14 protein-coding genes are annotated in these 22,600 nt (G+C 42.2%); 4 read left to right on the top strand and 10 right to left on the bottom strand.

What is annotated here, in order from left to right:
• Positions 1-921: a GyrI-like domain-containing protein gene (locus P162_RS11470; protein ID WP_031427519.1), complete on the top strand. Its 921-nt coding sequence runs from the start codon at positions 1-3 to the stop codon at positions 919-921.
• A gap of 67 nt (positions 922-988) precedes the next feature.
• On the opposite strand, the gene P162_RS11465 is transcribed toward P162_RS11470, so the two are convergent.
• The 3 genes from P162_RS11465 to P162_RS11455 are packed head-to-tail and all read right to left on the bottom strand — an operon-like array spanning position 989 to position 5,008.
• Positions 989-3,295, bottom strand: a complete 2,307-nt coding sequence (locus tag P162_RS11465; RefSeq protein WP_031427518.1) for a glycoside hydrolase family 65 protein — start codon at positions 3,293-3,295, stop codon at positions 989-991.
• 3 nt (positions 3,296-3,298) lie between these two features.
• Positions 3,299-3,955, bottom strand: a complete 657-nt coding sequence (gene pgmB, locus P162_RS11460) for a beta-phosphoglucomutase (RefSeq protein WP_031427517.1) — start codon at positions 3,953-3,955, stop codon at positions 3,299-3,301.
• A 9-nt stretch (positions 3,956-3,964) separates the two neighbouring features.
• Complete coding sequence (locus P162_RS11455; RefSeq protein ID WP_031427516.1) at positions 3,965-5,008, bottom strand: LacI family DNA-binding transcriptional regulator; 1,044 nt, start codon at positions 5,006-5,008, stop codon at positions 3,965-3,967.
• 140 nt (positions 5,009-5,148) lie between these two features.
• Here P162_RS11455 and P162_RS11450 point away from each other — a divergent pair, with 140 nt between their 5' ends.
• From P162_RS11450 to P162_RS11440, 3 genes are read left to right on the top strand one after another with little or no spacing between them, the layout of a single operon-like run.
• Positions 5,149-6,720 (top strand): glycoside hydrolase family 32 protein, encoded by a 1,572-nt coding sequence (locus P162_RS11450; protein WP_035917023.1) that lies wholly within the window; start codon positions 5,149-5,151, stop codon positions 6,718-6,720.
• Between the two features lie 18 nt (positions 6,721-6,738).
• Positions 6,739-8,076, top strand: coding sequence for a sugar porter family MFS transporter (locus P162_RS11445; protein ID WP_031427514.1), 1,338 nt, complete (start codon positions 6,739-6,741; stop codon positions 8,074-8,076).
• A gap of 55 nt (positions 8,077-8,131) precedes the next feature.
• The gene (locus P162_RS11440) at positions 8,132-9,031 is read left to right on the top strand and encodes a carbohydrate kinase family protein (RefSeq protein ID WP_031427513.1); all 900 of its coding nucleotides are present in this window, start codon (positions 8,132-8,134) and stop codon (positions 9,029-9,031) included.
• A 359-nt stretch (positions 9,032-9,390) separates the two neighbouring features.
• Here the strand turns inward: P162_RS11440 and P162_RS11435 are convergent, their stop codons facing one another.
• The 7 genes from P162_RS11435 to P162_RS11405 form a co-directional block, all read right to left on the bottom strand.
• Positions 9,391-10,815 carry a pyridoxal phosphate-dependent decarboxylase family protein gene (locus tag P162_RS11435; protein WP_031427512.1) on the bottom strand — a complete coding sequence of 475 codons (1,425 nt, stop codon included), beginning with the start codon at positions 10,813-10,815 and terminating at the stop codon, positions 9,391-9,393.
• A gap of 461 nt (positions 10,816-11,276) precedes the next feature.
• Positions 11,277-12,251 carry a N(4)-(beta-N-acetylglucosaminyl)-L-asparaginase gene (locus P162_RS11430; RefSeq protein ID WP_031427511.1) on the bottom strand — a complete coding sequence of 325 codons (975 nt, stop codon included), beginning with the start codon at positions 12,249-12,251 and terminating at the stop codon, positions 11,277-11,279.
• A gap of 111 nt (positions 12,252-12,362) precedes the next feature.
• Positions 12,363-13,820, bottom strand: a complete 1,458-nt coding sequence (locus tag P162_RS11425; RefSeq protein WP_031427510.1) for an alpha-L-fucosidase — start codon at positions 13,818-13,820, stop codon at positions 12,363-12,365.
• A gap of 21 nt (positions 13,821-13,841) precedes the next feature.
• Complete coding sequence (locus P162_RS11420) at positions 13,842-15,305, bottom strand: alpha-L-fucosidase (protein WP_206340684.1); 1,464 nt, start codon at positions 15,303-15,305, stop codon at positions 13,842-13,844.
• The gene (locus tag P162_RS11415) at positions 15,295-17,700 is read right to left on the bottom strand and encodes a glycoside hydrolase family 3 N-terminal domain-containing protein (protein WP_035917021.1); all 2,406 of its coding nucleotides are present in this window, start codon (positions 17,698-17,700) and stop codon (positions 15,295-15,297) included. The genes P162_RS11420 and P162_RS11415 overlap by 11 nt, the downstream gene beginning before the upstream one ends.
• Positions 17,701-17,865: 165 nt before the next feature.
• The gene (locus P162_RS11410; RefSeq protein WP_031427507.1) at positions 17,866-19,410 is read right to left on the bottom strand and encodes a SusD/RagB family nutrient-binding outer membrane lipoprotein; all 1,545 of its coding nucleotides are present in this window, start codon (positions 19,408-19,410) and stop codon (positions 17,866-17,868) included.
• Between the two features lie 11 nt (positions 19,411-19,421).
• The gene (locus P162_RS11405; protein ID WP_031427506.1) at positions 19,422-22,535 is read right to left on the bottom strand and encodes a SusC/RagA family TonB-linked outer membrane protein; all 3,114 of its coding nucleotides are present in this window, start codon (positions 22,533-22,535) and stop codon (positions 19,422-19,424) included.
• Positions 22,536-22,600 lie beyond the last annotated feature (65 nt).

Below are 22,600 nucleotides of genomic sequence, written 5' to 3'. Positions count from 1 at the left end.
ATGAAAAAAGTAATTGCCCTTTTTTGTACCATCCTTGTCCTTGCACTTTGCTGGTTTCTTTTTATCAAAAAGTATGACTATCAAATTTCATTTGAATCACCGTATGGACCGGGGACAGCTTATCAGGAAGTTTATAATCTTCAAACATTGAACGGTACAGACTCGGTCAAAACCGTAAAGCTAAAAGACTGGGAGTCCTTCAATGAAATTACGCAGATGGCACATTTAAAGGCTGCCGACTCAATCGAACTGGTATGGCATTTTGAACCTATGTATGATAGTATTTCAAACATTACGGTACGTACACGAAGTACCACAAATAAATTTTCACAGCGTTTATCCATCATCAATCCGTTTCAGGAAAATGACTATATCCAGGAACTGAAGACAGATCTTATCGCATTTAGAAAAGAACTTTATAATCTTCAGTCAAGTTACAGGATCGATTTAAAGGAGCAAACCACAACTTCACCAGCAGCTACCTGTGCGTGTATTACCTCTACGACAAGTCTTAAGGGGAAAGCCGGCGCGATGATTGCCACTATAGGCTCCATTGAGGATTATATGATCGAGAATGGACTCAAACAGGATGGTTTCCCCATGCTTCAAGTAAAGCACTGGTACGTACCGGAAGATATAATAACCTTTGATTTTTGTTTTCCCATTGCCGGTAACCATAAACCCGTTTCTGGAAATGAGGTTTTTATACGTAAAATAGCTCCTAAAAAAGCAATTTATGGCTCTTTTCACGGAAATTACAAATTATCGCACCGGGCATGGTTTGATTTGTACGAAAGGGCGAAAAACGAAAATATAGCCATTACCCCAGAACCTCTAGAAGTGTACCATAGTAATCCCAGAAACGGTGGTGACCCGCTCACCTGGCAGGCCGATATTTATATCCCCCTTAAGAAACAATAAATCATAAAAAAAACGGCCATTTTCATATGAAAATGGCCGTTTTTTATCAGATATAAGAAATTTACGGTTATACTTCTGTAATGCCTTCTGCTTTTACTTCAACATTTTTACCATTTACGATTATATCAAGGTTATCCCCTTTATCAAGGCTAAAACCTACTTTTTCCTTCTGTACGCTTACCTTGAGGATTTGACCCCTAAAATTGATTTTGAATGAAAATCCGTCCCATGCTTCGGGCATTTTGGGTTCAAAAGAAAGTTTATCTTCTTTGATACGCATACCGCCAAAACCTTCTACAACACTCATCCAGGTACCAGCCATACTGGTTATGTGTAAACCTTCGTGTACTTCTTTATTGTAATCATCAAGATCTAGGCGTGATGTCCTTAAATAAAAGGTGTACGCCTGTTCCATCCTGTCTAATTTTGCCGCTTGGATAGAATGTACACAGGGACTTAACGAAGATTCATGTACCGTAAACGGCTCATAAAAGTCAAAATGCTTTTTGAGTTCCTCTTCACTAAATTGATCCTCAAAGAAGTATAAACATTGCAGGGTATCTGCCTGCTTGATATAGGGTGAACGCAAAATACGGTCCCAGGACCATTTCTGGTTGATGGGGCGCTGATTTTTATCAAGATCAGCAACGGTAATCAATTCTTTGTCAAGGAAATTATCCTGCTGTAAATACACGCCCTTCTCTTCAGAATATGGGAAATACATTCTGTCAGCAACGGCTTTCCAGGATTTGAGTTCGTCTTCTTTTAAATTGGTTTTATCAAGTATGCGTTTGTAATCTGAACTAAAATCGGCACTTACTTTTTGAACGTGTTCAAGCGCATAATCCAGACACCATTTGGCTAAATAATTTGTATAGAAATTATTGTTCACATTATTTTCATACTCATTGGGACCGGTAACACCCAGAATTACATAACTATCCTTTTTCTTTGAAAAGGTAGCTCTTTGCTCCCAGAAACGAGCAACAGCAATAAGAACTTCCAGTCCTTTTTCTGGAATATAACTGTAATCGCCAGTATAACGCACATAATTATAAATGGCGAATATCATAGCACCATTACGATGTATTTCTTCAAAGGTAATTTCCCACTCATTGTGGCATTCTTCACCGTTCATGGTCACCATTGGATACAAAGCCGCACCGTTTTTAAAACCGAGTTTTTCGGCGTTTTCTATCGCTTTTTCCAGGTGATTATATCTGTAGGTCAATAAGTTTCTGGCCACTTGTTGATCTTTGGTCGCCATATAAAATGGAATACAATACGCTTCGGTATCCCAATATGTAGAACCACCATATTTTTCACCTGTAAATCCTTTCGGACCAATGTTCAAACGGGAATCTTTACCCGAATACGTTTGGTTGAGCTGCATGATATTAAAACGGATTCCCTGTTGTGCCTTAACGTCGCCGTCAATCACGATATCTGACATGGCCCAGATCGCCGCCCAGTCCTCTTTTTGTTTTTCTAAAAGCGCTTTGTAGCCCAATGCGCTTGCGGTATCGAGAACTTTATTGGCCTCGTCTTTTAAAGTGTCTTTATCGTGGTTAAAAGAAGTGACATAACCCGCAATTTTATGAATGGTAAAAGCTTCACCTTCTTTTATTTCGGTTTCGTATATATGACCTATATAGGTATCAGTCTTATTTGTTTTTAGCGAAAGCGATATGGGCCTACCGTCTACTGTAAAACTATTGTACATCGCGGTACATACATGAAACATCGTTTTCATGGTATGCGCCATAATGTAAGCGCGGTTACCGTTTTCTGATACAGAAAGCGTATTCCAGAACTTATCGTCCCAATTTGTATCCTCATTAGTTATACCACTGTCAAGATAAGGCTCATAACTCATGGTTACATCGCGGTTGAGCGGTGTAACTTTATATTTGATGGCGCCTATTTCATCATGCTCCATACTTAAAAAGCGCTGGGCAGAAACCTTGATTTCCACACCATTTTGAAGGGTAGCGTTAAAGCTACGGCTCAGCCATCCCTCTTTCATATTTAATTCCCTACGGAAATTAGAAACACTGGAGCAGGTATTGAGATCCAGTTGCTCCCCATCAATAACTACTTTTATACCTATCCAACTGGGAGCATTGATGACTTTTGCGAAATATTCAGGATATCCATTTTTCCACCAGCCCACACGCGTCTTGTCAGGATAATAAATCCCACCTATATAACTTCCCTGAAATGTTTTGCCGCTGTATTCCTCTTCAAAATTTGCCCGTTGACCCATGGCGCCATTGCCTATGCTCATAAGGCTTTCTGATGAAGTAATACGGTCTTTTTCAAATCCTTCTTCAAGGATTGACCAGGCAGAGGGAATTATATAATCTTGGTTCATGGTTTAATTTTTCAAAAGTTGGTCTAAAAATTGGGTTTCTATTTCCGTAAAATCGTTGAAAACATAATCGGCTTCGTGTAAAACTTCGGCATCGCCAATACCTATGCTCACCATACCGGCAATATTTGCTGCCTGTACACCAGCAATGCTGTCTTCAAAAACTATTGTATCTGCTGCATCTATGCCTAGTTCTTTGGCACCTATAAGAAAAACTTCGGGATCAGGTTTTGCTTTAGAGACATCTGTACCATCTACCGTAGCGTCAAAAACAGGGTACAAATTGACCCGTTTTAAAATGGGCACCGCATTTTTGCTTGCAGATCCTAAGGCTATGGGTACATTTTTTTTCTTCAGATAATCCAGGACTTTCTTGACTCCTGGCAAAATATCTTCTTCGCTCATACCGTCAATGTAGCTGAGGTACTCTTCATTTTTGGACTCCAGCCATTTATCTTTTTCTTCCTGAGTTGCCGTTTTACCGCCTATTTCAAGCAAAAGTTCAAGGGATCGTACCCTACTAACCCCTTTAAAATCTTCATTTTGCTCTTCGGTAAAATCAAAACCGAGATCATTTGCCAGGTGTTTCCAGGCTAAATAATGAAAGCCCGCAGTATTTACAATTACCCCATCAAGGTCAAAAATAATTCCTTTTTTACTCATCAAAATGATTTATCTGTTCTTAAATGTATGTGTGGATTCCCGCTGTATCAAGCTTGTGTCAATGTAAGTGGTAGTAGATTCTTCATTCTCCTCATCCCGCTGCAATTTATCGATTAAAATTTCGGCTGCTTTGCGCCCCATCTCCTCACCGTGCTGACTTACAGTGGTTAAACTTGGCAAAAAATGTTGTGACAGGTTACCATCTGTAAAACAAATTATGGAAATATCGTCAGGAATACGCTTACCCTCTTCCTGAATATATCTGGCGGCAGCAACCGCAAAAAGTTCATTTACCGTAAATATGGCATCCAGATCGTTTTTCTTTATAAACTGCTTAATTTTCTCATGACAATCATCATCGCACTCATCAATATTATCCAACTTTAGGATTAAATCTTCATTGATTGCCACACCGGCATCTGAAAGCGCCTCCATATAACCTTCCGTACGCAAACGCGCCACACTGTTATAATCATGTGAGGTTAGGATTCCTATTTTACGACATCCCGTTTTGAGCAAATGCATGACTCCTTTTTTAGCGCCGGCCTTATCATCTATTAGTACACGATCACAGGGAATACCTTCTACGACGCGATCAAACATGACCACGGGCATGCCCTGTTCTATCACCTCGTTTAAATGGTGATAATCTTCCTTGAGCATGGTTTCCTTGGATACCGAAAGTATAAAACCATCAGTACTACCATTGGCCAGGAGTTCCATATTCAGGACTTCTTTATCGAAATCGTTGTTGGAAAGGCAAATGATCACATTGTAATTGTGCTCCCTGGCAGTCATTTCTATACCGCGTATTACCGTAGTAAAAAAGTGGTGCACGATCTGGGGGATTATGACCCCAATCGTATTGGTTTTCCTGTTCTTAAGGCTTAGGGCTATATTATTCGGCTTGTAGTTGTACTTTTTAGCATAAGCCTTGATTTTTTCACGTGTCTCTTCGCTAATTTCGGGACTGTCGCGTAATGCTTTGGAAACGGTGGAAATTGAAACATCCAGTTCTTGAGCTATTAATTTTAAGGTAAGTTTTCTTCTCATAATATTAAAAATGCAAATATACTGGTTTCTGAAAGCCTAGCGCCTATCAAGCGTCTCGAATAGTATAAATCTACAAACGAAAACGTTATATTGTGAATAAAATGTCATATTTTCAACATTTATTAATAAACCTTCACATAATGCGCTTCCGTAAATTTGTTTTAGGCCTCGTAACCGCTACCTTTTTGACCTCTGGCTGCAAAGAAAAGAACAATGCAGAAGTTGTAAAAACCGAAAATAATACAACTACCACTGATAGTGCTTATTATCAGGAAAAATACAGGCCTCAGTATCATTTTTCGCCAGAAGCAAACTGGATGAACGATCCTAACGGACTCGTTTTTTACAAGGACACTTATCACTTATTTTATCAATATTATCCTGACGATACGAAGTGGGGGCCTATGCACTGGGGGCACGCTACAAGTAAAAATTTAAGGGATTGGGAACACAAACCAGTCGCACTCGCACCAGATTCCCTGGGATATATTTTCTCTGGAAGCGCGGTCGTGGATCAAAACAATTCTTCAGGTTTTGGCTCTGCCGAAAATCCGCCTATGGTGGCCATGTTCACCTATCACAATGCAGAAATGGCCGAAGCTGGCAGAGAGGACTACCAGACCCAGGGCATCGCCTATAGCCTGGATGATGGCGACACCTGGGAAAAATATGAAGGCAATCCCGTAGTGCCGAATGTGGATCAGGGTATTGACTTTCGGGATCCAAAGATATTCTGGCATGAGGCTTCCCAGAAATGGATACTTCTACTTGTTGCCGGTGATCACGCGCAGATCTATAATTCAACAGATCTCAAAAAATGGGATTTCCTGAGCGATTTTGGGCAAAAAAGAGGTGCGCATGGCGGCGTATGGGAATGTCCAGATCTTTTCCCCCTTAAAGTAGATGGTGGCGAAGAAAAATGGGTGCTGCTCATCAGTATAAATCCCGGCGCGCCTAATGGTGGCTCGGGTACGCAGTATTTTGTAGGTGAATTTGATGGGAAAACTTTTACCTCTCAACAAAAAGAGGATAAATGGATTGACTGGGGCCGCGACAATTATGCAGGAGTGACATTTAACAACATGCCACAGGATGACCGTGTTTTTCTGGGCTGGATGAGCAACTGGAATTACGGGGAACAAACACCTACGGAAAAATGGCGCAGTGCCATGACACTACCACGCAAGCTTGAACTTAAAAAAGATGATGGTTATTTCCTGACCAATTATCCTGTTGATGCCATCACCCAAAACCTCAGCTACGAAAATTTTGCAGCTGAAAAACCGGTACAGCTGGAAAATAAAGACCTCAATCAGGCACATATTGAATTTGAATTGCCAGAAAATCCATCAGATTTTAGGATTGCTTTATCAAATGCGTCAAAAGATTCCGTTTATGTGGGCTATTCAAAAACGCAAAATCAGTTTTATATCGACCGCATAGCTTCTGGGGAAACCGATTTTTCAGAGAAATTCGCTGATCGCATCATGACCGCGCCTGCTCAGTTTATAAAAAAGGGCCCAACTTCCATTTCCTTATTTACAGATCAATCTTCCATTGAATTTTTTGTGGATGGTGGTGCCACCGCGATGACTGCACAGGTTTTTCCGAAGAGTCCCTATACAATATTGAATATCCAAACGGAAGATGTCGTTAAAAACCTTAAACTTGCACCTGTTCCCAGTATTTGGAAAAACCAATCAACCGATTAAATAAAAACCAACCAATACATGAAAGCAGTACAAAAATGGTCTGTTGCCGTCGCGCTCTCAGGCTTCTTATTTGGATTTGACACCGTTGTGATTTCTGGCGCAAACCTTCCCATTAAAGAACTCTGGCACACCACACCTTTTTTTCATGGCCTTTTTATAATGTCTATGGCCCTGTGGGGAACTGTTTTAGGTTCGCTTACGGGAGGGATTCCCTGTGACCGGTTGGGTCGTAAAAAAACACTGATCTGGATTGGGGTACTTTATTTTGTCTCTGCACTGGGTTCTGCACTTTCACCAGATCCTTATCTATTTTCTTTCTTTAGGTTTATAGGCGGCGTGGGAGTTGGCGCTTCATCTGTTGCGGCACCCACGTATATTTCTGAGATTTCTTCGGCTAAAAACAGGGGCAAACTGGTTGCTTTATACCAATTCAACCTCGTTCTAGGTATTCTAATAGCATTTTTCAGCAATTATGCGCTACAGGGTTTTCAGGGGGACAATGACTGGCGCTGGATGCTGGGCGTTGAAGCGATCCCTGCACTTATTTACACCTTGATGGTAATGCAGGTTGCCAAGAGTCCGCGATGGTTGCTCTACAAGAGAAATGCCGAACAGCAAGCCCTTGAGGTGCTCAGTAAAATTTATGACCCAGCGGAAGCAAAACAGCAGGTCCTTGATATCAAAGCAGACCTTGCAAATACCGCAAATGATGTGAAACTCTTTTCCAGAAGGTTTAGAAATCCACTTATATTGGCCTTTTTGATTGCTTTTTTCAACCAGGTTTCCGGTATCAATTTTATACTTTATTATGCTCCGGAAATTCTGGAACGTGCCGGTCTTGCCGAAGGCGACTCCCTTCTTAGTTCTATTTCCATTGGCGTGATCAATTTGATTTTTACATTTGTGGGCGTTGGCCTTATTGATAGATTGGGACGTAGGCAGCTTATGTACATTGGATCTTTTGGCTATATTATTAGTCTGCTCGTCGTGGCATGGGCATTTTATACCGGTGCAAGCAGCAGTATACTTTTGACCTTCATCCTTATATTTATCGCTTCTCACGCAATAGGCCAGGGTGCGGTTATCTGGGTGTTTATTTCTGAAATATTCCCTAATAAAGTCCGTTCGTACGGTCAATCCTGGGGTACGGGGACACACTGGGTCTTTGCCGCTTTGATAACACTGCTCACACCTGTTTTTCTGGATTCTGAATCAGGTATCTTTAAAGACAACCCATGGCCCATATTCGCCTTTTTTGCCTTTATGATGTTCCTGCAATTGCTCTTTGTAAAATTCCTTATGCCTGAAACTAAAGGAATTTCACTTGAAGAGCTTGAAAAAACGATTTTGAAATAAGGAAACCAGGGCTTTTAAATTTTAGTCAAAAAGTTCACGTAAAACCTAATTAACTGTGCAAAAACCATTGAAAACAATCTGTTTTGGAGAGATTTTATGGGATAAATTCCCTGACGGAAAAGCCCTGGGGGGAGCGCCGCTCAATGTGGCATTGCGTTTACTTTCCCTGGGCGCAGATAGCAGTATCATTAGCCGACTGGGAACTGACGAACTCGCAACCGAAACACGGGAGCAACTGGAGTCTTACGACATAGCGCAACAGCTTGTTCAAACAGACGACGCCCTAAAAACGGGAATCGTAGATGTCGAACTGGACGCTTCTGGGTCTGCCTCTTATACGATTAAGAAACCGGTGGCATGGGATGAAATTGCTTTAACCGAAACCAATAAAAAAGAGGTTGCGGGTAGTGACTTGTTCATTTTTGGCTCCCTTGCCTGCCGAAGCAAAACCTCTAGGGAAACACTTTTTGCTCTTTTAGACGAAGCCCAAAAAGCTGTTTTTGATGTTAATTTGCGTGCGCCACATTATGAACTGGAACAGGTACTGGAACTTATCAAAATGGCAGATATTGTTAAGATGAATGATGACGAACTGGAACAAATCTGCGCATTTCTTGATTTTGACATGAATTCCCTGCGGGATGGCCTTATTTTCTTAAACGAATATACAAATGCGCAAACGCTGTGCGTTACGCGAGGAGGCGAAGGTGCCCTACTGCTGCACAACGATAATTTTTATGAAAGCCAAGGCTATGCTGCAAAAGTAGTGGATACCGTAGGCGCTGGGGATTCTTTTTTAGCCGGATTGCTCTACATACTCTACACCGAAAACAATCCGCAATACGCGCTGGAATTTGGCTGTGCACTGGGCGCACTGGTCGCTGGGAAAAAAGGGGCCAATGCACGTATTGAAAATGACGAAATAAAACAGAAAATCAGTCAAAATAAGGGCTGATTTTGCCTGTTTTCAATGCCTAAACTCCAATTTTTTGATGATTTAACATTGAAAAGTGGAATTCTCTTTTAAATGTGTTCTTGCTTTTACAGAAAAAATTGGTCTGATGAAATTGCCTCCCCTTTGGGTGTCTTTAAAACGATTTCCTATTATAGAAAAGGATTTTGCGTTAGGGATTGCAGTTGAAATCCTTTTTGTGAGGTACGAGCAAAAAGATTGAAACGTAAAGCCCGACCCGCAGCGAAACGCCCAAAAAGAAATGAAAAAGCTATAAACCGGCTCAAAATTCAGTTTATTGAGTATCTTCCTAAAACGGTTTATTTTAAGATTAGGACACTTTCTGAATATTCAATTACTTTTTAATCTGCAAAAGATTCGCACAATTCAATCGTATCTGTGACATCCTTTAGTGTCGTTCTGGGATTGATAAGGCACATACGTAACACGATCATTCCATTTAAAATGGTAGTTACCAGCATCGCCTGCCTGCTGTTTACCACCTGCTCAGAAATTTTTGCATTGAGCTGATCGAGCTCTTTTTCACTAAGGTTTTTTGCAATTGGATTGTACCTGAAATTGATTATCGCCAGCGTGGCCGGCGAAACCACTTCCCAGGTTCGGCTTTTACGTAAATAGGCGTCTGTGGCTTCGGCAAGATCTATGTTGTACTGTACCGCTTCGCGGAAAGCTTTCAATCCGAATGTTTTTATTGACATATAGAATTTTAACGCCCTAAAGCGTCTGGTCAACTGGATGCCGTGATCGAAAAAATTGATCTCGCTCTCATTCCCTTCCACATCGCGCAAATATTCCGGTTTTTCGGTAAAAGTACCGCTAAGCCATCTATGGTTGCGTACCAGAAGACAGCCCATTTCGTAGGGTTGATAAAACCATTTGTGGGGATCTACGGTGATCGAATCTGCCTTATCGATCCCCTTGAGTAATTTCTTACCGTCCTTGCCCAGAATCGCGGCACCACCGTAAGCGCCGTCCACGTGGAACCAAAGCTTTTCCTTCTTGCAGATTTCACCAATTTCAACCAATGGATCTACCGTACCGGTATTTGTCGTTCCCGCAGAAGCCAAAATACAAAACGGTTCCAGACCTTCCAGACGATCCCTATTGATCGCATTTTTCAGTTTATTGATACCGAATTTGAATTCCATATCCGTAGGAATAATACGAATCTGTTCCTTACGGAAACCCATCACGCGGATCGCTTTGATATTACTGCTGTGCGCCTGGTCTGACAAGTAAATGGTAGCTTTTGAAAAATCCTCACCACATTTAATGTTTCGGGCTGTGACCAGCGCGGTTAGATTGGCCATTGAGCCACCGCTGGTAAAAATCCCACCTCCTTTTTTCTGTGGAAACCCAAACATTTTAAGCAGCCAGTTCATGGTCACGATCTCCAGTTCAGCCGCTGAAGGTGCCGCTGCCCATCCTCCTGAAAATACGTTAAACCCAGTCGCCAGCGTATCTGCCATCGCACTGATATAATTGCTGGGTCCCGGTACAAACGAGAAAAATTTGGGATGGCTAAGCAAATTGGTACCAGGAATGACCTGCTCCATCACAAAATCCAAAACTTTATGCGCATCGGTAGGATTTTCTGGCGCTTCTTCTGAAAATAGGGTATCCATTTCCTTGCGCGTAGCCACCGCCACCGGATTTTTAGTGCGCTGCGTGGCGTGGTGCCCCGCAATGAGATCTACAATACGATGCCCATAATCAAGCATTTCCTGTTCAGACAGTTCTAAACGCGCTTCCGGTTTGGATTCCATAATAAAATTTTCGGCAAAATTAGGGATTTAATAGGCGAAAAACGGCTGAAAATGGGTAATTATTCGGGATTTAAGGGCTGAAATCTATTACGAAAAAATGGACCGGGATTAATAAAAAAAGATTCAAAAAGACCTATTTTCAGTTTTTTTTGGAGCCGTTTTAATTTTGATTAATAATAAAGCGATTACGTTGGAAGAAAATTCATTCAGTGATACTATTATTTGATGGAACCAATTTATAAGATAACTTTTTCAAAGTTTTGAACCTAAGAAACGGATTTTGCGTTAGGGATTGCAGTGGAAATCCTTTTTGTAAGGCACGATCAAAAAGATTGCAACGCAAAGCCCTACCCGCAGGGAAACGCCCACAAAAAAATCAAACAATCCACGCTACACTAAAAACGTTTAGTTTACAATTGTGGCTCTTAGGATGTTGATCTCGAATTTATTTACATCAATTTTTAACCCTTATAAAACCCACTCTTTACATTCTCGTTCTTGCCTTCGGCATTTACCATATAACTAAAACCGTCATGAATGGCGTAACCACCGGTCTCGCCATTTTTATTAAGGGCGATCACAGCAACCTGAAAATCCATATAACCCGGATTACGTTCTATGACACGTTCTACCGCTTGTTTACAGGCCTCTTTCGGACTTTTACCCTGTCGCATCAACTCTACTGCCAGAAAACTGCACACATTTTTAATGATCTCTTCTCCCATACCCGTGGCCGCAGCGCCACCTATCTTATTGTCAATAAAAAGTCCGGCGCCAATAATGGGCGAATCGCCCACACGGCCCTGCATTTTATACGCCAGGCCAGAGGTAGTACAAGCGCCCGCGATATCCCCGTTTTTATCCATGCACACCATCCCTATCGTGTCATGGTTTTCAATATTGATGATGGGTTGGTATTTCTTTTCTTCAAGCCATTCTTTATAAGCGGCGCGCGTTTTGTCATTAAGCAGGTCCTGCTTTTCAAAACCATTTTGAAGGGCAAAATTGAGCGCGCCCTCCCCTACCAGCATAACGTGTGGGGTGTCTTCCATCACTTTACGAGCTACGGCCACGGGATGTTCTATATTTTGCAAATAAGCTACACTGCCCGCATTTCCATCAGGGGCCATGATGCACGCATCTAGCGTTACATTGCCTTCCCGGTCTGGAGTACCGCCTATGCCTACGGTTGTGTTTGCCACATTTGATTCCTCTACCATTACACCTTCCTGCACAGCATCTAGGGCAGATGATCCCGTTTTTAAAAGTTCGCCAGCTTTTTTACTTGCTTCATGAAAATTCCAGGTAGCAATACACACCGGGCCAGCAAATGATTTTTGCTCTTCAGAGAAAGTAGCGGCTGATAAGGTACCTGGGATCATAGGGATTGCCATGCCTGTGATTCCTGCTTTTTTGATAAAATGTCTGCGTTTCATAAATAGGTTTTTCCCTAAAATGATCGATTTTTTGACCATTTCCGGTGATTAAAATTGCTTTTAAAAGTATTAAAATTAGACCTTTTGCTATATATCCAATTGCAAAAAAAATTAATAAAGACCAATATTAGAAAGCAACGGACTCGCTTTTGCAGCCGTGATTTTTACTTTAATTTTTGTGGTATTGATACCCTTGAGTTCTAAAATACGCTTGTGGCCTATGGTTGTTCCCTGTGCAATTTCCTTCCACGCATTGTTCTCCCAAGCGGAAACCTTAAATTTCTCTACACGCTGACCCAGTTTGATATACTCCTGAAGCACGATATAATGCAGTGCCTCTTCCTTTTTAAGTTCGATTTCCAGCGTAGCGGTTGTGGTGGCATCGTCAGTTGCAAAATAGGTTTCCGGGTCTGCATCTATCGCATTTTCGGCATTATATGATGCACTATTTCCACGGAAAGAATCTGCTGAAATGGATGCTTTTTCGGCTAAATTAACGGCAAAAACGCTGTCCAAAATCTTACGGAAACCCAATAAGGCCTCTACATCATTTTCATGAAACAATCCGCGGCGGTCTGGCGGAATATTCAGCAATAAAGTAGAACCGCGCCCCACCGAAGTAAAGTACAACTGAAACAGATTTTCTGCATCACGTACCAGCGAATCTTCGGCTTTATGATAAAACCAGCCGGGTCTGATAGAGGTATTCACCTCTGCCGGAATCCATTCTGTACCATCTTCGCTACCGGTTTTCAACAGCTCTGTAATTCCGGCCTGACCGGCATAGAGCGTATCGGGCGTGATCGTGTTCCAGTTGGTTTCCCCACCTATACCTTCTTCATTCCCTACCCAACGTAAATCTGGGCCCGCATCGCTAAAAAACAGCACGTTTGGTTCTATTTCCTCTACCATCGCCAGTGTTTCTGGCCAGTGATAATAAACGGTTTTATCAATTTTCCGCTCTTCATCTGCGCCGCCGTAAAAGCCGTCACCACCGTTAGCGCCATCAAACCACATTTCAAATACGGGACCGTAGTTTTCAAAAACCTCCTTAAGTTGGTTACGGTAATAGGTTACGTAAGAATCCTGGCCGTAATCTGCGCGGTTGCGATCCCAGGGGGATAAATAGATACCAAATTTTAAGTCGTGCGCCCGGGCAGATTCTGCTACTTCTTTCACAATATCGCCTTTGCCCTCTTTGTACGGCGAATTTGCAATATCATGCTCTGTAAATTCTGAAGGGAACAAAGCAAAACCATCGTGGTGTTTTGCGGTAAGAATCACGCCTTTAAAACCAGCTTTCTCTAAGGTATTCATCCACTGGTTTACGTCAAGCTCCGTAGGATTAAAAATGGATGGCGATTCATCGCCGTAGCCCCATTCTTTATCTGTAAATGTGTTTGTGGTAAAATGGATGAAAGCGTTCATTTCCATATCATACCAGGCCAATTGCTCTTCTGTAGGTACGGGACCCACAGCTTCTGGAGCTGCTACTTCCTGCTTTTCGGCACAGGAAAAAAGAAGGAATATGCTCAAAAAAGCACTGAAATTCACTAGTTTATATGTCATTTTATCTGTTTTTGCAAGGGATTAATTTGAAAATGAAAAGGCAAGTGCGGGCAGTTTTTCACCTTTCAATATACCGGGAACCTGAACGGAAACCTTCCCGTCCTTAAGTTGCCAGTCTACGGTTTTTCCTGTTTGCAGACAGGTTATTTTTGATCCTTTTTTAGGAATATTTCCGCTCCAGGAGAAGCTTTTTGGTGTTTTTTGATCTTCTTTCAAGCAAACTATAGCAAAGGTTTTCTTGTCATTTTGGGTAAAAAAAGTAGCTTCTTCCTGAAAATAATCTATGGCGTGTGTTCCATAAATGGCTTCGCCGTTTTTATCCAGCCAACTCCCAATTTCCCGGAGCTTTTTCACCACTTCAAGTGGAATTCTACCGTCAGATTGTGGCCCTACGCCCAGAAGCATGTTTCCGCCCTTGGCAACGACTTCCACGAGATTATGAATCACTTCCGCCGAAGATTTAAAAGAATCATTGGGAACATATCCCCAATTGTTGCCCAGCGGCAGGCAGCTTTCCCAGGGGTTATCGAGTTTGGTTTCCGGTATTTTTCGCTCCGGGGTCTGGTAATTTTCATAGGGGCCGTGTACGGTGCGGTCTGCAAAAATGATCCCGGGCTGCGCTTCGCGCGCCATTTCGGCGATTTTTGGCATATTTACGTCCTGGCTCCACTCTGGGATTGGCGCACCCCACGCACGTACCTCGTCATTTACCGTTTCCAGCGGGCGAACCCAGCCACCATCAAGCCATAAAATGTCAATTTGCCCATAATCGTGCATGAGTTCGTCAATCTGGTTGTAGGTGAAATCCTGATAGGATTTCCAGCGGTCCTCATATTTTTTAATGTCATAGTTTGCATTGCGGTTTGGCGTAGCGTATTTATCCCACCAGAAATCCTGGGAATGCCAGTCTGGCTTTGAAAAATAAGCACCAATCATAAAATCTTTTTTACGAAAAGCTTCAAAAACATATTTCGCCACATTGGCTTTTGGATTGTCTTTGAAGGGGCCGTTCGTGATTTTAAAATCGGTTTGCTGGGTGTCAAACATGTTGAAACCATCGTGGTGTTTTGTTGTAAAAACCACATATTTCATCCCTGCATCTTCTGCGGCATCTGCCCAACTATCAGGATCAAAATTCACCGGATTGAATACAGAACTCAAATTCCAATACCATTCTTTGTAATCGTTGTACGCCATACCATCTGGCCGTTCTATCCAGTCTTCTGAGCACAATTGCCAAGATTCAATAATTCCCGGAACGGCGTACAATCCCCAGTGAATGAGCATCCCGAATTTCTGATCGCCCCACTCGGCAAGCTTTTCCCGCACCTGGGGATCTGTGGGCGCTTCATATTCGGTAGAACGCTCGTGCACTTCGTTTTGCGCAGAAAGCGCACTGGAAAAACAGACAAAAAGGACTAAAATCAGTCTGTTTATGTTTAAAAATGAGCTGTTTTGACCGGTTTTTATTGATTTATTTTTCATCATTCAAGAGTATAGTTTCACTAAGTTTAAAAGTTTCCTTGAGCCGTATATCTTCGGAAGAAGCGCCCAGCATCAGTTGGAATTCACCGGCTTCTGCCACCTGTTTCATTTCCGTATTGAAAAGCGACAAATCTTTCGGTGTTAAGGTGAACTGAACCGTTTTTTCTTCACCGGCTTTAAACAACAGGCGTTTAAAAGCTTTTAGTTGTTTCACAGGCGTTACCACACTGCTCGCGACATCCCTGATATACAACTGGGCAACTTCCTCCCCATCAAAAGTACTTGTATTTTTTAAGTTGAAATTTATCTTGATCTCGATTCCTTCTCCGCTACCTGTTTCGCTCACTTTCAAATTTTTGTATTCAAAATCAGAAAAACTAAGTCCGTAGCCAAAAGGATAAAGCGGTTTGCCGTCCCCTTCCACATAATCCCTACGCTCTGGGCCCAGATAGTCATAATACACCGGAAGCTGCCCCACATTTTTGGGCACGGAAATAGGCAAGCGTCCCGCCGGATTATAATCCCCAAAAAGCACATCAGCAATAGCGTTGCCGCCTTCCTGACCGGGATACCACGCGTCCAGAATGGCTGGGATGTTTTCAGAAGGCCAATTCAGTAAAAGTGGCCGGCCTTTTATGAGAACCAGCACCGTGGGCGTTGCAGTGGCATAAACCGCTTGTAAAAGCTCCAGCTGTTTCCCCATAAGGTTTAAAGTGGAACGGTCGTAGCCCTCACCGCTTTCCATATCGCTCAAAACGTCATCTTTTCCCGAAGAAACCGTTGCCGCTCCCGTTTCCAGGTATTCGGTTTTAAAATCCCGCGCGCTGGAGCCACCAAGCACCACAATGGCAACATCAGCATTTTTTGCAGCGTTTACCGCGGTTGCGATATCCGTCTGCGTGGTATCCCGTATCGCGGTTCCCTTTGCGTAGGTTATCACCGCGTTCGGCATTTTTTCCTGAATTCCTTCCAGCACGGTTACAATATTTTCTTCCGCCTGCGGCGCGGTATAATCGCCCAATTGGTTATACTGCACATCAGCATTAGGGCCAATGACCGCAATATGTTTCAGACTCTTCTTTAACGGAAGTAGATTTTCTTCGTTTTTAAGTAAAATAATGGACTTTTGAGCCACTTTTCTGGCCAATTGTACGTGTTTTGTGGTGCGTACATTCTTTTCTACTTTCTCCACATCTACATATGGATGTTCAAAAAGGCCCATTTGAAATTTCAACAAAAGCACCCTTTTTACCGCCTCATTGAGTCGGTTTTCATCCACTTTGCCCGATTTTACAGCTTTTAAAAGCGCGCTGCCAAAACCGTTGCCACCCAGATCAGCATCAACACCCGCATTTATGGCGAGAGCAGCGGCTTCTTGTGATGTAGCGGCAACATGGTGGCTGCCCATAATGCCTTCTATGCTGGCAAGATCTGAAACGACGAATCCCTTAAATCTCCATTGATCCCTTAAAACCTGCTGCAAAAGTTCCCTGTGCGCCGTGCTGGGAATACCATCTATAGAACTGTACGCGGTCATTACAGAAAGCGCTCCAAAATCTATCGCCTCCCGGAACGGGTACAGATAATCCTGAAACAGTTCGCGCACACCCATATGCACCGCATTACCATTATGACCACCTTCGGAAACGCCATAGGCGGCAAAATGCTTCAAGGTGGAGATCACCTTTTTATTGCTATTGCTATTATTACTGTCAAAACCTTCGCCTTGAAAGCCTTTGATGACCCCTAATCCTAGTTGGGCGGTTAAATAAGGATCTTCACCAAAGGTTTCTTCCACCCGTGACCAGCGTGGTTCGCGGGCGAGATCCAGAATGGGACCGTAGCCTATATGCGCGCCCTGCACGCGAAGTTCTTCAGCGATTGCGCTGCCCATTTCAGTCAATAGTTCGGGATCCCAGGTGCTTCCCTGACCTATTCCGCTGGGGAAAACCGTGGTGCCAATTGCCATGTGACCGTGCATCGCTTCTTCTGCCAGAAAAAGCGGAATTCCCAAACGGCTGTTCTCTATTGCATACTTCTGAATGGCGTTCGTTTCCTGTGCAGCCTGCCTGGGATCGAGTCCATTTTTAAGGGTTTTTTGCGTCCATGGATCAGCGCGCAGCGTTCCCCAGAGCGCACCAATATGTTTATCGGTTATCGCTTGTTGTAATGCTTTGCTCTCGGTTACACGATTTTCAGTTTTTTCATACATTTTCCAACCCAGCAGCGTACTGAGCTGACCCACTTTTTCTTCAAGGGTCATTTTTTCGACCAGATCGTTCGCACGAGCCTCGGCAGTCGCCTTACTATCCTTATAAACTTCTATATTTTGGCCGAAAGCAAATCCGCCAAGAATAAAAAAGATCGTAAAATATAAAAAGTGCCTAAAAGTCATTAAAACGGTTCTTTTGGTAATAAAAATGGCTGATATAAGATACCAGCCAAATTAAGAAGTAAAGTTTAAAAAATAATAAATCAACAAAGCCCAGAATTTGTATTGATCTTTAACGACAGGGTTTTTAACTCCTGCCGAAAAAGGAAATTGGGTAGGGCAAGAATTCTATTGAGCTACGTCCCACCACATACGTGTGGTCAAAAGATCTGGACCCTGAGAGTCAACTGCAGCCCTATAATTCTCACCATTGGTCAATGGTTCTGAAGTTAAATATGTCAATCTACGTGGGATAGTACCATTAGTCACATTTCCCTGATAATTAACGGGAATCAATGTTGGAAAACCAGTACGTCTCCAGTTTGCATATGATTCATATTCATTCAGGAACGTTGCTGCCCAATACTGCGTGTTGATTTGATCAAGCGCATTGTTAGCGTCAAGTGGGTTTTCCTGAAGATACTGATCAATCGCATCGTCACTAATAACAGCGCTAGGAGTATATAGTTCTAAAAATTTCATGGCTGCTTCAACACCGGCGGCATAATGCCCCGCCGCATCACCATCACCCGATCCCCAGCGTACGGCACTTTCAGCAAGCATAAATTCAACTTCAGCATACGTTTGGAAAAACATAGGTGCTGCTTCACTTGTTATATACAGCCTATTTGGCTCAGAATAATCCTGTGTATTTGTTTCACCTGTAGACTCTCTCAATAAAGTTGCATCAAGTCCATTAGGTAAACCGCGTTGTGCAGCAGGATCTAGACGTTCTTCATCACTTCTAAGTATAGCATTGCCATCACTATCTACCTCTCCAGTATCTTCAGGTAACGCAGCTAAAATAGTTAACCTAGGATCTCCCTGTAGAAAGTTAATAAAGGTCTCGCTCATACGTGGAGTTCCGTCTGCGGTAAACACTTCTCCGTTTCCATTTTGAACTATCCCGTTGCCCTCTTCATGAACCACATAGGCGATATCTTCATTGGATTCCATTACACCACCGGCTATAGCAATTTCTGCCCAATCCTGAGCTGCCGCTGGATCAACTTTTGTCATCCTTAACCCTAAACGCAACATAAGGGAATATGCCCATTTCTTCCATTTTGACTGATCTCCTGCAAAAAGAATATCTGCAGTACCAAGTGCGCTCGTCCCAGAGCCTAAAAGTTGGGCAGATTCATTCAATTCATTCAGCATATCTGCATAAATATCTTCCTGTAGATCATAAGAAGGTCTAAGGTCATCATCTATGAATGCGGCTCCCGCTTCACTATAAGGTACATCTCCATAAAGGTCTGTCAACCGCTGGTATTGAAAAACCCGTAGGATACGCACCATGGCATATTCTGCAGAAGTCGTGTCCCCTGCTGTTTCCAGTTGGTTTTTCATATCTTCAATGCTTTTTACACCTTGTGGATATTGTGCCGTCCAGAATGCTTCAGCATATCCTGCACTGTATGTATATTTATCACCATTCCAGTAACCCTGGGTATTAGACAAATGCTGAATCATGGTAGATTGATAAATTAGGTTTGCCCGCCAGGATTCATAGCGTTGACCAGCAACATATAAAATGGCTGTTGGAAATTTATACCGCAGGTCTATCTGGGAAGCAGTAGTGGGGTCTACGTTAATTTCATCAAAGTCCTTATCACAGGATATGATTGAAAATGATGCTATTAATGTTAGTATATATAATGCTCTTTTCATCTTGATTTATATTAAAATTTAACGTTTACGCTTACACCATACGTCTGAGTTGTTGGAAGACCAAAACGTTCCAGACCAGCACCAAAACTACTATTGAATGATGATTCTGGATCAATACCCTTAGTATTTCTCATTAGAAAGAAGAGATTACGTCCTACCAGGGATATGTTTGCATTCGTAAGGAATGTATTCTCCAATGCTTTACTAGGAATACTATAACCTAAACTAACTTCCCGCATTTTTATAAAATCTGCATCCTGCATGTTTGCCTCGGCGATTTGATACAGTTTCTGGTAGTAGATCTGTACATTTTCTGGAGCTATCGTTGTTGAGAAAGCATTTCCTTCTGTATCAACACCATTTACATCCAGCCCATTCGCTCTTCCTTCCAGGGTATTCTGACCTGCACCATAATAGTTTGCAAAAGCACTGGTTCCTGAGAAAATATCTGCACCAAATTTTGCGTCAATCAAAAACGAAAAATTGAAGTCATATATATTAAAGGAGTTAGTAAGACCCATATACCATGGAGCAACACCATTACCCAAAAATTCGTTGGGTCCTTGAGTAGGCGTACCGTCACTATCATACTGTAAGCGACCCTGATCATCTCTCACAAAAGTAGTTCCATATATAGCACCTAACGGTCTACCTACAATAGCACCAGATTGTGAGTTAACACCTGTAGCCGCACCAGTACCCACAAAAAATGGATTATTATCTTCATCCGTTTTGACAACCTCATTCTTGTTGTATGTAAGGTTATACGTTACATCCCAACGAAAATTTTCACTTCGAATAGGACTACCGTCCAATAGCATCTCAATACCATTATTTGTCAGTTCTCCTACATTAAGGAAAGCTGCATCATAACCAGACGAATTGGATATAGAAATAGGTACAATATCGTCTGTGGTTTTATTACTGTAATAGGTAAGATCTAATCCCAGGCGGCTGTTGAAGAACCGGGCATTTACCCCAACCTCATATTCTTTCTTTGAAAAAGGACGTAATTCCTGATTAGGCAAACGGTTATCAACAATCCTTCCTAATGGCACACCGCCAGTGGCCCCTGTTGCTTTATAATTATCAAATATACCATAGGACAATGCAAGAACATAAGGATCGTCTGCACCACCACCAATATCACTATAACCAGCACGTATCTTACCAAAAGTGACCCATGATGGCATTTTGAAAGCATCGCTGAAAACAAAGCTACCACTCACAGAAGGGTAAAAATATGAGTTTGGGCTTGACTTAGTATTTAAGGATAGTGTCGAGAACCAATCTTGTCTTCCTGTAGTAGTAATAAACAGGTAATCATCATAAGAAAATTCGGCAGAGTAATATAGGGAACCTCTTTTTATTTGTCCATAATCATAACTATAGTTCCTATTGTTAACATTTGCGATATCTTCAAGACCAGGAAGTACAAACTCCTGTCCATTAAGTTCTGTACGTTCATTTTTAATATCGTTACTGTTTCCTCCTACTATTATATTGAAACTGTACTTATCTGCAATGGTTTTTTCAAAACCCAACATTAAATCTGCATCTACCACACTGTTATTGTAAGCAACTTCAGTCATTCCTCCCAGCGGCTTATAAGCAGTTCCGAATGGCTCTACGGATGTTTGACGTGCAACATATTGATCAATACCTGCCCTTCCCAGAACATACATCCAGTCTGTGACATTGTACCGTAGGGTAGCTGAACCAATAAACCTGTTTTTAAGACTCTCATTACTAAAATTATATGCAGAGAAGTAAGGATTCTGATGATACGTACTTCCGGTAGATATTCTATTTTCTGTTCCCTCTGCATTTAATCCCGGCTTATAGTCAAGTACATCTACGTTAGGTGGTGTAAGCACCACAGAGAAATTTGTGTTTCCAGGCGAATCTGAAAGTCTGGGTCGATTGTTTACGTTTTCCAGCACATACTTACCACTCACATCAAGTGATAATTTATCTGCCAACTGTACGCCTGCATTTAACGAAAATGATTTTCTATTAAGGCCAGCATTCGGTATAATATCTTCGTTGTCCAGATTAGTTGCAGAAAATCTAATGTTATAGCCCTCACCTGCTTTACTTATTGCTACCGTGTTTATAAGATTAGTCCCCGTTCTATAGAACTTATCTACATTATTACCTGAATATGAGTATGGACGATCAACACCGTCAAACTGTGGCACTAGCGAACCATCAAGTCTACCTCCCCACGACAACAGACCCGCAGATAAGGCCTCAGTACCGTTTACCGGCTTGGCACCTAATATTCCCTGACCATATTCGTTTTGAAATTCATAAATGTTAGAATTTAGGCTTTCAAACTGTACCTGACTTGACAACTCTACACCAAGACCTTGCTGACCTTTACCAGTTTTTGTAGTTATCAATATAACCCCGTTTGAAGCCCTTGATCCATAAAGTGCAGCAGCAGCACCTCCTTTAAGAACACTCATAGAAGCGATGTCATCTGGATTTATACTTGAGATACCATCACCAAAGTCTACACCCCCATAATTTGTCGCAGACCCTAAGTTACTATTGTCAATAGGTATTCCATCTACAACATAAAGCGGTTGATTGCTACCACTCAGGGAGCTACCACCACGTATAACCACATTACTGGTTCCAGAAGATCCCGTAGCAGATCCTGTTACATTAACCCCGGCAACTTTACCCTGCAAAGAATTGATTGGGTTTACCACTTTTACTTTAGAGAACTCATCACCATCAACCTGCGATAAGGAATAGCCCAAGGCTTTTTCCTGGCGTTTGATACCCAATGCGGTTACAACAACCTCATCAAGACTTTCTGTACTTTCATCAAGGACAGCATCTATATTGGTTTGGTTATTTACCGGAATCTCCTTACTTGCAGATCCAATCATTGAAAATATAAGAACGGCATCCCCTGGGACTTCTATGCTGTAATTTCCATCGAAATCTGTAGAAGTCCCATTTTGGGTTCCTTTTTCAACCACCGTTGCTCCCGGGAGTGGCATGTTTGAGGCATCCGTTACCGTCCCCTCAACAACAATACCCTGCGCAAATGCGCCCATGGTGGTGCACAGACAGCATAGTAAAATAAAAAATAAATATTTTTTGTTCATACGATTAGATTTTCATTTGTTACGTGAAAAATTTCTGTTGGTTAAATCAATTGAGTCTAAATGTT

This window comes from Flavimarina sp. Hel_I_48 (assembly GCF_000733945.1).
GTDB lineage: Bacteria > Bacteroidota > Bacteroidia > Flavobacteriales > Flavobacteriaceae > Leeuwenhoekiella.
Note: the sequence above shows the minus strand (reverse complement) of the source record. Positions and strands in the feature narration are given on the sequence as shown.